Source organism: Streptosporangium sp. NPDC001559 (genome assembly GCF_042893955.1).
GTDB lineage: Bacteria > Actinomycetota > Actinomycetes > Streptosporangiales > Streptosporangiaceae > Streptosporangium.
This window is the reverse complement of record NZ_JBIAVG010000010.1, coordinates 165,228-179,775: the sequence shown is the minus strand read 5'-3', so window position 1 is coordinate 179,775 and position 14,548 is coordinate 165,228. Positions and strand designations below refer to the sequence as shown.

The following is a 14,548-nucleotide window of genomic DNA, read 5'->3' as shown; positions in this document are numbered from 1 at the left end:
GATCCTGCAGCCTATAACTTGCAGCCCATGCAGAACAGCAAGAGTCCTATGTCACACCGTAGGAACGTCCGATGACGCAGATCGCCCCGGCACCCCTCGCCCCGCAGCCGGCGAAGATCCTCCGCGGTCGCTCGGCTGTCGAAATCGTGATCATGCTGGTCGCCGCCGCGCTGGTGGTGTACCTCGCCGTCGTCCCGCTGCTGTACCTCGTGTACGGGACCATCACCGACGCCGACGGCGCCTTCACCCTCGACGGCTTCTCCACGGCGTACTCCGACGGACACCTGTTCGAGCTGATCAAGAACACCCTGATCTTCGCGGCGGGCACCACGGTCTTCGCCGTGGTCGGCGGCACCGGGCTCGCCTACCTCACGGTGCGGACCGACATCCCGGGCCGCGGCCTGATCTTCATCGCGGCGACCGTGCCGCTGATCATCCCCGGCGTCCTGCACACGATCTCGTGGACGTTTCTCGCCAGCCCCCGCAACAGCCTGCTGAACACCTGGACGGACAACCTCTTCGGGATCGAGCCGTTCAACGTCTTCTCGATGGGCGGCATGATCTTCGTCGACGGCCTCCACCAGATGCCGCTCGTGTTCCTCCTCATGTACGCGGCCTTCCGCAACACGGACCCGTCGTTCGAGGAGTCGGCGCTGATGTGCGGTTCCCGGCTGCCGACCGTCATCGCACGGATCACCCTGCCGCTGGTGAAGCCGGCGCTGATCGGCGCGATCGCCCTCACCTTCGTCCGGGCGATCGAGGCCTTCGAGGTCCCCGCGATCCTCGGTACCCCGGGCGGCATCCGCGTCTTCACCTCGGGCATCTACAACTCGCTGCACCTGTTCCCGCCGGACTACTCGACCGCGGGCGCGCTGGCGATGCCGGTGCTCGTGATCGCCGGTGTGGCGATGTACTTCCAGCGCCGCCTCAACAAGCGGACCAAGTCCTTCCAGACCGTGACCGGCAAGGGCTTCCGGCCGCGTCCGCTGCCGCTGGGCAGGGTGAAGTACGCGCTGGCTCCGCTGACGTGGCTGTACTTCGCGGTCGCGGTGGTCCTCCCGGTCGTCATGCTCGCCTACGTCTCCGCGCAGAAGATCTACGCGGGCCCGTCGCTGGAGAGCCTCGGCAACCTCACGCTGGGCAACTACGGCGAGATCCTGGGCAACGGCAACATCCTGCAGGCGCTGCGGAACTCGGTCGTGGTCGGCATCGGCACCGCCACCGCGGTGATGGTCGTGATGGCGATCGTCTCCTGGATCACCGTGCGTGCGCGGCCGAAGGGCTCGGGCGTCCTTGAGAGCCTGACGTTCCTGCCGATCGGCATCCCGAGCCTGGTCCTCGGTGTGTCCCTGCTCTTCGTGTACCTGCGGGTGCCGATCCCGATCTACGGCACGCTCCTGATCCTCGTCGTCTCGTACTTCACGAAGTACATGCCGTACGGCATGCGCTACGCGAGTTCGGCGATGATCCAGGTGTCGGCGGAACTGGAGGAGAGCGCCCAGACGAGCGGCGCGACCTGGCTGCAGACCTTCCGGCGCGTGCTCGTCCCCACCATTCTCCCGGGACTCCTCAGCGGCTGGATCTACGTCCTCGTCGTGTCGTTCCGCGAGGTCGCCAGCTCACTGCTCCTCTACACGCCGGGCAACGAGGTCCTCTCCGTCGTCATCTGGCAGCAGTGGGAGAACGGCCAGCTCACTCTCCTCTCGGCACTCGGAATCATCATGATCCTGATCCTCTGCCTCATCGTCGGAGCCAGTCGAGTCGCCGCGTCCAGGTTCGGTGTCAAAGAAGACGGATTCAACGAGGTGAACCACTGATGGGAAGCAACAAGCTCCTCAAGGTCGAGGGTCTCTACAAGAGCTACGGCGGCCACCAGAAGGGGCGGGAGCGGAACTACGCCATCGCTGACGTCAACCTGTCCGCGGCATCCGGTGACTTCCTGACGCTGCTCGGTCCGTCGGGCTGCGGCAAGAGCACGACGCTGCGCTGCATCGCCGGCCTGGAGTCGCCGAACCTCGGAACCATCACGGTCGCCGACCGCGTCCTGTTCAGCTCGGACACGGGTGTCTCGGTCCGGGCCAACGACCGCGGCCTCGGCATGGTGTTCCAGTCCTACGGCATCTGGCCGCACATGGACGTCTACAAGAACGCCGCCTTCCCGCTTCAGGTGGGCGACCGGAAGAGCCGTCCGTCGGCCAAACAGGTGCGCGAGCGCGTGGAGCGCGCGCTTGAGGTCGTCCAGCTGAGCCAGTTCGCCGGCCGCTCGGCCACCGCTCTCTCCGGCGGCCAGCAGCAGCGTCTGGCCCTGGCCCGCGCGCTGGTCATGGAGCCGCCGCTGCTCCTGCTCGACGAGCCGCTCTCGAACCTCGACGCGAAGCTCCGCACCGACATGCGCTTCGAACTCAAGCGGCTCCAGCACGAGATCGGCGTGACCACCGTCTACGTCACCCACGACCAGTCCGAGGCGCTGTCGATGTCGACCGTGATCGCCGTGATGTCGAACGGCAAGGTCGAACAGGTCGGCACCCCGCGTGAGGTGTACGGCGCACCGGCCGCCGAGTTCGTCGCGCGCTTCGTCGGCAGCGCGAACCTCGTGGCGGGCAAGGTCGCCGCGGTCTCCGAGGGAGAGGTCACGGTGAAGACCCCCGACGGGCTGATCGTCGCCTCCTCCCAGGCCGGGCTCTCCATCGGCGCGGACGTGTTCGTCTCCGTGCGACCGGAGTCGGTCGCCCTCTCGCCGGTCGTGGACGGCGGCGCTCACGAGCCCGGTGAGTGGGAGGGCGTCGTCGACGGCAGCGCCTACCTCGGCATGACGATGGAGTACCGCGTCAAGGTCGGCGACACCGAGTGGAACGTGAGCGGCTCAAGCGAGTCCCCGCTCGCGGACGGAACCACCGTACGCCTGAACTTCGCCAGGCACGGATGCGCCGCGGTCCCCATGGCAATGAGCAACTGAATACCGGACCCCCCACTGAAACGGAGTGATGATGTCCATTAAGCCTCCAAGGAGGTTGGCCGCCGTGGTCGCCGTGACCGCGGTCGCCGCCGCGCTGCTGTCCGCGTGCGGATCGTCCGACGCCTCGGACTCCGGAGCCGGTGGCTCAGGCATCGAGGACGTCTACGCGCAGATCGACGGCCTGTCGCTGGAGCAGCGCGGCACGAAGCTCCTCGAACTGGCCAAGGCCGAGGGCGGGCAGATCAACTTCTACGCCGGTACCAAGCCCGAGGACACCGACCCGATCATCGAGGCGTTCGAGAAGAAGTACGGCATCAAGGTCTCGAACTACCGCGCGGGCGGTGAGGTGATCGCGCAGAAGGTGCTCCAGGAGGTGCAGGCGAAGCACGACGGCGCCGACCTGTACGTCGCCGACGCCTCGCAGGGCTCGGTCCTCGCGAACCTCAAGGCGCTCGCGCCGCTGAAGACACCGCTCTCCGAACGTCTGGTCCCCGGCTCGGCCACGGACTACACCATGGCCCTGTACGTCATCGCCCCCGTGATCTCCTGGAACACCAACCTGGTGAAGGACCCGCCGAAGGACATCGAGGACGCCCTCACGCGCTTCCGCGGCAAGTTCATGATCGAGCAGGAGGACGGCCCCTGGTTCGAGGCACTCGTGAAGGAGTACTTCGTCAAGCAGAAGGGGATGACCGAGGACGCGGCGATCAAGTACTTCGAGGACTCGATGAAGGGCGCGTTCGTCGTCAAGGGCCACACGCTTGAGACCACGCTGCTCACGTCGGGCCAGGCCGAGGTCTGCCTCGGCTGCTACTACCACGCGATCTCCTCGGGCAAGGCCGAGGGAGCGCCGATCGAGGCGGAACCGGTCGTACAGCCCGTGCCGTACACCTTCATCTCCGCCGGTATCCCGGTCACCGCGAAGCGCCCGGCCACCGCGCTGCTGTTCCTCGACTTCCTGCTGACCGACGGCCAGAAGATGTTCGTCGAGCAGAACCGGAATCCGGCGAACGTCGACTACGAGGGCAACTTCAAGCTCGAAGAGTACAAGAACTTCCCGTACGCCCTGAGCAACGACAAGGAAGAGCTCGCGAAGTGGTCCAGGATCTACGAAAACGTGCTGGCCAAGGCCGGCGGGAAGGTGATCGAGAAGTGACGGCCGAACGCCGCCCCGGTGCCCCTCGTCCTTCGACGGGGCGCCGGGGCGGCGTTGCCCCGGGCCGTGAGGGCCGGACCGACGAAGCCAAGGAATGAAGAGATGCGCATCACCAAGGAACTGAACGAACGACTCACCCGCGTCGGACCGGGCACCCCGATGGGCGATGTGTTCCGGCGGTACTGGATCCCCGCCTGCCTGAGTGAGGAGCTCCCTCACCCCGACGCCCCGCCGATCCGCGTCAGGCTCCTCGGTGAGGACCTCGTCGCCTTCCGCGACAGTAACGGCGACATCGGCCTGGTCGACGCGTTCTGCGCCCACCGCCGCGCGCCGCTGTTCTACGGCCGCAACGAGGAGTGCGGTATCCGCTGCGTCTTCCACGGCTGGAAGTTCGACGTCACGGGCGCGTGCGTCGACATGCCGTCGGAGCCGCCGACGAGCAAGTTCAAGACCCGCGTCTCCATCAAGGCCTACCCGACGTATGAGGCCGGTGGCGTGGTGTGGACCTACATGGGCCCGCGTGAGACGACCCCCGGCGTCCCCGACTACGAGTGGCTGCGCGTACCGGACACCCACCGGCGCGTCTCGAAGACCGGCGAGCAGTGCAACTACCTGCAGGCGGTCGAGGGCGGCATCGACACCGTCCACTCGTCCTTCGCCCACAACGAGGACATCGGCAACGGCAAGCTGCTCCGCTCCCGTGACACGCACCCGAAGCTCGAGGTGGACGTCGCCTCGCACGGCTTCACCTACGCCAGCATCCGCAACGTCAGCGACGACCAGACCTATCTGCGCGTCTACCAGTTCGTGATGCCCTGCCAGCAGTCGCGCGGCCGCTTCGTCGACTGGGAGGGCAACCCGCAGGGCCTGCCGTCCGTCCACGGGCACCTGTGGGTGCCGATCGACGACGAGAACACCTACGTCTACAACTTCATGTACTCCACCGACGACCGCTTCCCGATCAGCGACGAGTACTGGGAGTCCCACGAGAGCAGGTTCGGCCGTGGCAAGGACGACTTCGTCCCCGGCACCTACTGGCTCAAACTCGGCCCGGAGAACGACTACGGGATCGACCGTGAGCTCCAGCGCACGAAGACCTACACCGGTATCCGGGGCGTGAACACCCAGGACTTCGCGCTCCAGGTCGGCATGGGCCCGATCGTCGACCGCAGCCTGGAGGCGCTCGGCAGCACGGACCGTGCGATCCAGACCGCCCGCCGCCTGCTCCTTGAGGCGGCCGACACCGTCGAGGCCGGTGGCATGCCACGCGGCTCGGACCCGGAGGACCACGGTGACACCCGGGGTTTCGACCTGCTGGTGGTACGCGGCGCCGAGTGGCGTGACGCGTCCAAGGAGGGCACCCGGTCCCAGTGGCACTGAGCCCCGGCATTCCCCGGACGCGCGACATCGATGTGACAGACAGTGAGTGAAGAACGCGATGCCTGAGTACGAAGTGCAGGAGGTGCGCGCCACCGGCCGTACGCCGGAGGCCGTCACCGAGGACCTCAACCTCCTGCTGAAGGAACGGACCACGGCCGGCTGGAGGCTCAACACGATCCAGCCGATCATCTACAACTCGTCCACCACCGGCTATCTGCTCCTCTTCTTCGAGAGGGAGAGCTGATGGGGGACAAGCCTTCGGACGAGACGGCCGTCGCGATCGAGCGGCTCCGGCGGCTGGACGCGTGCACGGTCTCCGACGCCCTCGACTCCCTCGGGATCCTCGGCACGCCACTCGGCATCCGGCCGATGTGGGAGGGCGCAAAGGTGGTCGGCCGCGCCGTGACCATGAAGCTCGCCCCCTTCGAGGAGGGGGAGCCGGAGAAACCGGTGCACCTCGGCGCCGCGGCCATCGAGGCCGGCGGCCCGGGCGACGTGATCGTGATCGACAACGGCGGCCGGGTCGGCATGGGCTCGTGGGGAGGACTCCTGTCCACCGCCGCGATCGAGGCGGGCATCGCCGGCGTCGTCTCCGACGGAGCGCTGCGCGACGTCGACGAGGCCCGTGTGCTGGGCTTCCCGGTCTTCGCGCGCGCCCCGGTCACCCGTACGGCGAGGAGCCGGGTGACGGAGGTCAGCCAGGGCGAGCCCGTCGAGATCGACGGCATCACCGTGCGGTCCGGCGACGTCGTGGTCGCCGACGGCAGCGGCGTCGTGATCGTCCCGAGCGAGCGGCTCGGGGAGGTCGCCGAGATCGCCGAGGCACTCGCGCGCCGTGAGATGGGGATGGTCGAAGGACTGCGCAAGGGACTCAGCCCGTCCGAGGTGATGGGTCCCGAGTACCAGAACGCCCTCCGCCGGCAGGCCCGGTGATGACGACGCTTCGCCTGAGCATGGCGCTCACGGTGAACCCGATGACCCGGCCGGTTCTCGACGGACGGGTGAAGGTGCAGGGCGTCGAACTCGCCACGACAGGGCTGCACCCGTCGGAGCTCTTCTGGCGCCAGCTCAAGTTCGGCGAGTTCGACATCTCCGAGATGTCGCTGTCGTCGCTGAGCATCGGCATGTCGCAGGGGCTACGGGACTGGGTCGCCGTTCCCGTCTTCACGACCCGTCACTTCTTCCACACCGACATGCTCGCCCGCGACGACGCCGGCATCGACTCGCCCGCCGACCTGGTCGGCAAGCGGGTCGGCGTGCCCGAGTACCAGCAGACCGCCGCCGTCTGGACGCGCGTCGCGTTGCAGGACGAGTTCGGAGTGAAGGCCGGCGACCTGAAGTGGTTCATGGAACGGCCACCGGAGAAGAGCCACGGCGGCGCGACGTCGTTCACGCCGCCACCGGGCGTCGACCTCACCTACATCCACCCGGACCGCACGATGGGGCAGCTGCTCGCCGGCGGAGAACTCGACGCGGCGGTCCGCTATCTCGGCACGACGAACCTCGTCGACCGCAGCGGCCGGAGCGCGGCGAGCATCCCGCATCTGCGTCCGATCTTCGCGGACAAGGTCGCCGAGGGGGTGCGCTACTACCGGTCGGCGGGGATCCTGCCGATCAACCACGTCCTGGTGATCAGGGCGTCGCTGTTCGAAGAGCACCCGTGGCTCGCGCTCAACCTGTACTCGGCCTTCATCGAGGCCAAGGAACTCGCGTTCGAGCCGCTGCCGGGCCTGCTCGCCAACTGGGCCCGCGTCGGCGAGGTCGACGCCTCGGTCTCCCGCACCGTCGGCGGCACCGACCCGATGCCGTACGGCATCGCCGCGAACAGGCGCGTCCTTGAGCGGCTCGCGCGGGCGCTCGTCGAGCAGGGCCTCGTGGCCGGCCACGTCGAGCCGCTGTCGCTCTTCGCCCCCAGCACCCACGCGCTGTGAGAACTGAAAGGAAGGCCACATCGTGAGCAGACGACGCACCTACGAGATCCCGGGGGTGGACCACGGGTCCGCGCCGATCCCCATGGCCGCCCGCGTCGGCAACCTCTTCCAGTCGAGTGGGATCTCCGGCCGCGACCCGGGGAACAACGAGCTCCCCGAGGACGGCGTCGCGCAGGTGGACTTCGCGTTCGCGAACGCGCGCACCCTGCTCGACGTGGCGGGTGTCGGACTCGACGAGGTCGTGTTCCTCGAGGTCCTGCTCAAGGACGACAGCCTGCGCGGCGACGTCAACCGCCACTGGCTCGAATGGTACCCGGACGAGCACGACCGGCCCGCGCGGCACACCACGGTCCGCGACCTGCCCGGCCGGCTCAAGATGCAGCTGCGCATCGAAGCATGGACGGAGAGCACGAAATGACCGATGAGATCGTCAAGGGCCTGGCGGAGGCCGCGACCTCCGGCATCTCGGACGCCCTGGACCGGCTGGGCATCGCCGGGCAGGTGCACGGGATTCAGCCGCTCGACCCCGACTTCGCCCTCGCCGGGCGCGCGTTCACCGGCCTCTATCAGCCGGTGGACGTCAACGGCGGCACCGTCGGGGACTACATCGACGACGTCCCGGAGGGCGCCGTCATCGTGCTCGACAACCGTGGCCGCACGGACGCGACGGTCTGGGGTGACATCCTCACGCTGGTCGCCTCCAGCAGGGGCGTCGCCGGCACCGTCATCGACGGCGTGTGCCGCGACAGCAAGCGTGCCCGCGAGCTCAACTACCCGGTCTTCTCGCGTGGCCGTTACATGCGCACCGGCAAGGACCGCGTCCAGATGGTGGGGATCCAGGTCCCGGTCACGCTCGGAGAGGTCCGGGTGCGTCCTGGTGACGTCCTCATCGGCGACGGCGACGGGATCGTCGTCGTACCGCAGGAGCGCGAGCAGGAGGTGCTCGATCTCGTCCGGGAGATCGAGAGCACCGAGGAACGCATCCGTGAGCAGGTGCAGGCCGGTGTCGCGCTGGTCGAGGCACGCAGGCGGCTCGGCTACCACCGGCTGCAGACCAAGCGCTGAACCACAGCAGAGAAAGGAGCCCGCCGTGGCCGAGATCGTCCTGGGGCTGGCAACCTCGCACACCCCCCAGCTCAGCACCGAGACCTCGTGGTGGAAGGACCACGCCGACCGCGACCGTCGGAACCCGTTCCTGATCGGCAGGGACGGCGACGTCCACGACTACGCGTCGCTCGCCCGGGTCCCGGAATGGGCGGTGCCCGCCGAGAAGCTCACCCCCCAGGTGTGGCAGTCGCACCACGAGCGCGGCCAGGCCGGTGTGCGAGTGCTCAAGGACAAGCTCGCCGAGGTCGCGCCCGACGTCGTCGTCGCGATCGGCGACGACCAGGACGAGATGTTCCGCGACGACGGCCTGCCGACGTTCGCGGTCTTCCACGGCGACGCGATCTACGACATGCCCATGGAGCAGGAGAAGTTCGACGCGCTCGCCAAGGGGGTGCAGGCGTCGATGTGGGCACGTCATGCGGAGGACCTGGACAAGTACGTCACGCCGGGCGACCTCGGCCGCCACGTCATCCGGTCCGTCGTCGAGGACGAGTTCGACGTCGTCGCCTACAGCCGTCAGCCTCAGGGGCGCAGCATCGGCCACGCGTTCACGTTCGTGCGACGCCGGCTGATGGGCGAGGAGATGATCCCGCTGCTTCCCGTCGCCGTGAACTCCTACCTTCCCCCGAACGTCCCCTCGCCGCGGCGCTGCTACCAGTTCGGCCGCGCGATCCGCCGCGCGATCGAGTCCTATCCCGAGGACCTTCGCGTGGCGATCGTGGCGTCGGGCGGGCTGAGCCACTTCGTCGTCGACGAGCGGCTCGACCGCCGGATCCTCGACGGGCTGAAGAACCGCGACGTCGAGTCACTGTCGACCATCCCGCGCAAGCACATGCGGTCGGGCACATCGGAGAGCCTGCTGTGGATCGCGGCGGGCGGTGCTCTCGAACACCTGGAGATGACCGAGGTCGACTACATCCCCGCCTACAGGTCGGAGGCCGGCACGGGAATCGGTACGGCCTTCGCCATGTGGCAGTGACTGGAGAGAACCATGTCCCTCGCGATCCATCCTAAAGTCCTTGCCACGACGTACTCCGACCGCGTCGCGAAGATGGTCGTCGCCGAACGCACGGAGCCGGCCGAGGGGATCGCGGGCTTCGTGCTCGCCGATCCCGGCGGCGGCGACCTTCCCCGGTGGACGCCGGGCGCGCACATCGACGTCGTGATCGGTGACGTCGTCCGCCAGTACTCGCTCTGCGGCGATCCCGCGGACCGGAAGGGATGGCGGATCGCCGTCCTGCGCGAGGCCGGCGGCCGAGGCGGTTCGGCACGGATCCACGACACGTTGCGGGCCGGCACGACCGTCGAGGTGCGAGGGCCGCGTAACCACTTCATGCTCGAGGAGGCTCCGTCGTACGTCTTCGTCGCCGGGGGCATCGGCATCACGCCGATCAAGGCGATGGTGGGCGAGGCGGAGGCGGCGGGCGCCGACTGGCGCCTCTACTACGGCGGGCGCTCGATGAGCACGATGGCCTTCACGAGCGAGCTCACCGCGACGTACGGCGAGAAGGTCACGATCGTGCCCGAGGACGTCGAGGGCCGCCTCGACCTGGCCGGCATCCTCTCGGCTCCCGCCACGGGCACGCTCGTGTACGCCTGCGGTCCCGAGGGCCTGCTCGCCGCGCTTGAGGACGTGTGCGCGCCGTTTCCGAAGGGCACCCTGCGCACCGAACGGTTCGCGCCCAGGGACGCCCTGTTCTCCGACGACGACAAGCCGTTCGAGGTGACCGCCGAGCAGTCCGGGGTGACGGTCACCGTCGAGCCGGGGCGGACGATCCTGCACGCGCTCGACGAGGCGGGCGTCATGGTCTTCTCCTCCTGTGAGGAGGGGATCTGCGGCACCTGCGAGACCCGGGTCATCGCAGGTACACCGGACCACCGCGACTCGGTCCTGACCGACCTCGACCGCGAACGCGGCGACGTGATGATGATCTGCTGCTCGCGCGCGATCTCCGACTCGCTGGTGCTCGACATCTGACGGGCACCAGCGGGTCTCAGACCGTCCGGTCCTGGTCCTTCAGCTGGCGGACGCACGCACCCACGACGCCGGCGAGGAAGGACTCGGGGTCGAGATGCGCGGGGCGAGGCTCCGGCACCACCTCGTGGACGACTCCGTTCGCGAACAGGGTGTCGGAGCCGACGCCCTGCCGCTCGACCATCTCCGCCGCGTGCGCCGTGTCGCGGTAGACGATCGCGCTCGCGCCCTCGGGCAGCAGCGGCGACAACCAGGCGTGCTGTGCCGCGACCACGCGGCGGGCCGGCACCAGCGCGAGCGCTCCACCGCCGGTGCCCTGCCCGAGGATCACGGAGACGCTCGGCACCGCGAGCGCGGTGATCCGCGCGAGTGAGCGCGCGATCTCGCCGGCGAGCGCGCCCTCCTCCGCCGCGGGTGAGAGATCGGCGCCGGCGGTGTCGACGACGGTCAGCAGCGGCAGGCCCAGCTGCTCCGCGAGGTCCATCCCACGCTGCGCCTGCCGGAGCCCGGCGGGTCCCATCGGCGCCGGAGCCGTCCGGTCATGGCCGACGACCACCCAGGACGCGCCGCCGAGGTCGGCCAGGGCGACGACGACCGCGTCGTCCCGCTCGCCCTCGTTCGTCCCGTGGAACTCCACGACATCGGTGGCGCGGGCCAGCAGTTCCCGCAGCCCCGGCCTTCCGGCGTCGCGGGTGAGCAGCACGGACGCCCAGTCCGTCCCGTCGGCCGGTGAACGCGGGAGGGGGGTCGTCTCCACGGGACGGCGGTCGCGCCCCTCGGTGACCCGTACGATCCGCGCCATCGTGGCACGCATCTCCTCCGGAGTCAGCACGGCGTCGATGACGCCTCTGGCCGAGAGGTTCTCGGCGGTCTGCACGCCCTCGGGGAACCGGGTGCCCGTGAGCGTCGCGTGGACGCGGGGGCCGGAGAAGGCGAGCAGCGCCCCCGGTTCGGCGGCCGTGAAGTGCCCAAGACTGCCCCACGACGCGAAGGCGCCGCCCGTCGTCGGGTGACGCAGGTGCGCGACGTACGCGAGACCGTGACGCCGGTGCTCGGAGACGGCCCGGGCGAGGTCCGCCATCAGCACGAAGGCCCGCGTCCCCTCCTGCATGCGCGTCCCGCCCGACGCGGGCGCGGCCAGCAGCGGCAGCCGCTCGGCGGTCGCGCGTTCGATCGCCGTGATGATCCGCCGTGCGGCCGCGGTACCGATCGACCCGGCGAGGAACTCGAAGACACCGACGACGAGGGCGACCCGCCTGCCCTCGATCCGTCCGGTGCCGGTGAGGATCGACTCGTCGTGGCCGGAGGTCCTCGCCGCCCGCCTGAGCTCCCGGCGGTAACCGGGGTCCTCGGAGGCGATCTCGATGCGCGTGTCCCACGAGACGAACGAGCCGAGGTCGAGGAGGGCGTCGAGGTAGGCCTCGCTCGACGGGCTCATTCGGCGCCGCCCTTCACCCACTGCTTGATCCGCTCGGTGTCCGAGCCGAGCACCGGCGGGGCGGCGTGCTCGGTGCGTGTCACCTCGGACCCCGCGATGTCGAAGAAGCGCAGCGGAGGACCCGGGAGGGTGAGCGGGCCGAGGGACTCGTGATCGACCTCGATGAGGAGGCCCTGACTGCGCACCTGGTCCCAGCCGTAGACCTCGTCGATCGAGCGGACCTTCCCGGCGGGGACTCCGGCCTCGTCGAGCCTTGCCAGCAGGTCGTCGCGGTTCCACGGCGCGAACACCTTCTCGACCAGCGCGATCACCTCTGCCCGGTTGCCCACGCGCTCGGGGTTGGTCGCCATACCGGGGGTTCCGGGGTCGATGCCGAACGCCGCGCAGAACGAGTGCCACAGCCGCTCGCTGCCGACCGCGATCTGCACGGCGCCGTCGGCGCAGGCGAAAAGGCCGTACGGCGAGATCGCCACGTGGTGGTTGCCCTGTGCCCGTCCGGTCTCTCCGGCGATCGTCCACCGTGTGCCCTGGAAGCCGTGCACGCCGATCGTCGCCGCGAGGAGCGAGGAGCGCACGACGCCGCCCCTGCCGGTGCGGGTGCGCTCGTGCAGTGCGGCGAGCACGCCGTACGCGCCGTACATCCCGGCGAGGATGTCGGCGATCGGCGTACCGACCTTCTGCGGGTCGTCGGGTCCGGGACCGGTGACGCTCATCAGCCCCGCCTCGCCCTGTGCGATCTGGTCGTAGCCGGGGCGTCCGCCTTCTGGCCCGTCGTGACCGAAACCGGTCAGCGACAGTACGACGAGGCGCGGATTGAGCGCGTGCAGCACGTCGTCGCCGAGGCCGAGCCTGTCGAGCACGCCGGTGCGGAAGTTCTCGACGAGCACGTCGGCCCGTTCGACGAGCCCGCGCAGCGTCGCGAGGTCGTCGGGGTCCTTCAGGTCGAGTTCGACCGACTCCTTGTTGCGGTTGGCGGAGAGGAAGTACGTCGACTCGCGGTCACCGCCCGGTTCCGGCGTGACGAACGGCGGACCCCAGCCGCGGGTGTCGTCGCCGACGCCGGGGTTCTCGATCTTGATCACGCGGGCGCCGAGATCGCCCAGCATCATCGAGGCGTGCGGTCCGGCGAGGGCGCGGGAGAGGTCGACGACGAGTAGCCCGGCGAGGGGGCCTGTTGAGCCAATCACACAATGCAGCCTATTGAATATAGAACTCGATGGCCAGGGGTGGATCCCGCGAGAGCGGGGCCTTACGGTCCGGTGAATTCGTGCTCGTGGACGGTGAACGCGCCAAGCGGCGCCACGGCCCTTACTCGGGCGGCCGTGTCAGGGGGTGAGCTGGAGGAAGTGGGAGAGCACGAGTCCGGCGGCGCCGAGGAGGGTGGAGTCGTCGTGCAGCGCGGAGAACGCGATCTGCGGCTGACTGCCCGGATGGGCGGCGGTGCGCTGCCGTACGCGTCCCTCGATCTTGCCGCGCAGCGCCTCACCACCCGTGACCACGTCGCCGTGCAGGATGAACAGTCCGGGGGCGAGGATCTGCTGGATGTTCGTGATGCCGACGGCGAGATTGTCGACGTACCGGTCGAACAGCTGGGCCGCTCCGGGATGGCCCTTGGCGGCGAGACGGGTCAGCGGCCCGACCGTCAACGTGGACGCCGAGGGCAGGTTGAGCCGGGCCGCCTCCTCGCGTAACCAGCGGTGGGTGGCGATGGTCTCCCAGCAGCCGCGCTGTCCGCAGTGGCAGGGGAGACCGTCGACCTGCACGATGCTGTGCCCGATCTCGCCGCCCGCGCCGCCCGGCCCACGGTGCACCGAACCGTTCAGCACCAGCCCCACGCCGAGCGCCTCCCCGGCGTAGAGCGAGGCGAAGGTGGACAGCCCGCGTCCCTGCCCGAACCAGCGGTCACCCAGAGCCTGGACGCGCGGGTGCAGGTCGACGTAGACGGGCAGGCCGGTGCGGTCGGCGATGAGCGGGCCGAGCGGCAGGCCCGCCAGGCCGGGAGCCAGGTTGACCTGCACGATGGTGCCGCTGTCGGTGTTGACCATGCCGCCGACCGCGATGCCCACGCCGAGGGCGGCCGGCCGGTTCGGGGTGAACAGCTCGTCCAGGGCGTCGGAGACCGCGTCGACGACCAGGTCGGCGTCGTGGGTGTCGGCGGGATACTCGCGTCTCGCCGTGGTCAGGATCGTGCCGCCCGCGCTGACGAGCGCGGTCTCGACATGTCCGGGCAGCAGGTGGACGGCGGCGATGGGCGGGCTGTTGGGGGAGAACCACAGCGGGCGTGACGGTTTGCCGCCGGCAGCGCTGCTGGGCTGGGGATCGCCCTCCGCCAGCATCTCGCTGTCGATCATCGGCTGCACGATGGAGCCGATCGTCGCCCGGCTGACCTCGGTGAGCCGGGCCAGGTCGGCCCGGGACAGCGGGCCGACGTCGTAGAGCGCCTGCAGCACCCGGGCGCGGTTCACCTGGCTGACCGTGTTCGGGGAGATCAGCGGTGAGTAAGGCCGGGGCAGCGGAGCCGGTGCCTCCGGGCGCGTCCACTCCGATTGCACGCTACAGTCCCTCTCGATCTAGACGGAACACCCGATGCGGCGCGCCCAAAGAG

General features: G+C 69.4%; 14 protein-coding genes. 11 read left to right on the top strand and 3 right to left on the bottom strand.

The window, feature by feature from the left end; all coding sequences use genetic code 11:
• Positions 1 to 71 precede the first annotated feature (71 nt).
• The 11 genes from ACFYY8_RS23015 (at position 72) to ACFYY8_RS22965 (ending at position 10,508) form a co-directional block, all read left to right on the top strand.
• Positions 72 to 1,817 (top strand): ABC transporter permease, encoded by a 1,746-nt coding sequence (locus ACFYY8_RS23015; RefSeq protein WP_390044023.1) that lies wholly within the window; start codon positions 72 to 74, stop codon positions 1,815 to 1,817.
• Complete coding sequence (locus ACFYY8_RS23010; protein WP_390044021.1) at positions 1,817 to 2,956, top strand: ABC transporter ATP-binding protein; 1,140 nt, start codon at positions 1,817 to 1,819, stop codon at positions 2,954 to 2,956. The genes ACFYY8_RS23015 and ACFYY8_RS23010 overlap by 1 nt, the downstream gene beginning before the upstream one ends.
• A 64-nt stretch (positions 2,957 to 3,020) precedes the next feature.
• On the top strand, positions 3,021 to 4,112 hold the full coding sequence (locus ACFYY8_RS23005; protein ID WP_390044019.1) for an ABC transporter substrate-binding protein: 1,092 nt from the start codon (positions 3,021 to 3,023) through the stop codon (positions 4,110 to 4,112).
• Between the two features lie 102 nt (positions 4,113 to 4,214).
• Positions 4,215 to 5,492, top strand: a complete 1,278-nt coding sequence (locus ACFYY8_RS23000) for a Rieske 2Fe-2S domain-containing protein (protein WP_390044017.1) — start codon at positions 4,215 to 4,217, stop codon at positions 5,490 to 5,492.
• 58 nt (positions 5,493 to 5,550) lie between these two features.
• On the top strand, positions 5,551 to 5,736 hold the full coding sequence (locus ACFYY8_RS22995) for a hypothetical protein (RefSeq protein WP_390044015.1): 186 nt from the start codon (positions 5,551 to 5,553) through the stop codon (positions 5,734 to 5,736).
• The gene (locus ACFYY8_RS22990) at positions 5,736 to 6,425 is read left to right on the top strand and encodes an RraA family protein (RefSeq protein ID WP_390044013.1); all 690 of its coding nucleotides are present in this window, start codon (positions 5,736 to 5,738) and stop codon (positions 6,423 to 6,425) included. Before ACFYY8_RS22995 ends, ACFYY8_RS22990 begins: the two co-directional genes overlap by 1 nt.
• Entirely contained in the window at positions 6,425 to 7,423 is a 999-nt protein-coding gene (locus tag ACFYY8_RS22985; RefSeq protein WP_390044011.1) for a hypothetical protein, read from the top strand. The genes ACFYY8_RS22990 and ACFYY8_RS22985 overlap by 1 nt, the downstream gene beginning before the upstream one ends.
• 22 nt (positions 7,424 to 7,445) lie before the next feature.
• Positions 7,446 to 7,841, top strand: coding sequence for a RidA family protein (locus ACFYY8_RS22980; RefSeq protein WP_390044009.1), 396 nt, complete (start codon positions 7,446 to 7,448; stop codon positions 7,839 to 7,841).
• Positions 7,838 to 8,488, top strand: coding sequence for an RraA family protein (locus ACFYY8_RS22975; protein ID WP_390044008.1), 651 nt, complete (start codon positions 7,838 to 7,840; stop codon positions 8,486 to 8,488). The genes ACFYY8_RS22980 and ACFYY8_RS22975 overlap by 4 nt, the downstream gene beginning before the upstream one ends.
• 25 nt (positions 8,489 to 8,513) lie before the next feature.
• Positions 8,514 to 9,509 carry a hypothetical protein gene (locus ACFYY8_RS22970; RefSeq protein WP_390044006.1) on the top strand — a complete coding sequence of 332 codons (996 nt, stop codon included), beginning with the start codon at positions 8,514 to 8,516 and terminating at the stop codon, positions 9,507 to 9,509.
• A gap of 12 nt (positions 9,510 to 9,521) precedes the next feature.
• A complete protein-coding gene (locus ACFYY8_RS22965) occupies positions 9,522 to 10,508 on the top strand; it encodes a PDR/VanB family oxidoreductase (RefSeq protein ID WP_390044003.1) in 987 nt (328 codons plus the stop codon).
• 16 nt (positions 10,509 to 10,524) lie between these two features.
• On the opposite strand, the gene ACFYY8_RS22960 is transcribed toward ACFYY8_RS22965, so the two are convergent.
• From ACFYY8_RS22960 to ACFYY8_RS22950, 3 genes are all read right to left on the bottom strand, one after another.
• Positions 10,525 to 11,943 (bottom strand): carboxyl transferase domain-containing protein, encoded by a 1,419-nt coding sequence (locus ACFYY8_RS22960; RefSeq protein ID WP_390044000.1) that lies wholly within the window; start codon positions 11,941 to 11,943, stop codon positions 10,525 to 10,527.
• Positions 11,940 to 13,130: a CaiB/BaiF CoA transferase family protein gene (locus ACFYY8_RS22955; RefSeq protein WP_390043998.1), complete on the bottom strand. Its 1,191-nt coding sequence runs from the start codon at positions 13,128 to 13,130 to the stop codon at positions 11,940 to 11,942. Before ACFYY8_RS22955 ends, ACFYY8_RS22960 begins: the two co-directional genes overlap by 4 nt.
• A gap of 138 nt (positions 13,131 to 13,268) precedes the next feature.
• A complete protein-coding gene (locus ACFYY8_RS22950) occupies positions 13,269 to 14,495 on the bottom strand; it encodes an ROK family protein (RefSeq protein WP_390043996.1) in 1,227 nt (408 codons plus the stop codon).
• Between the last annotated feature and the right edge of the window lie 53 nt (positions 14,496 to 14,548).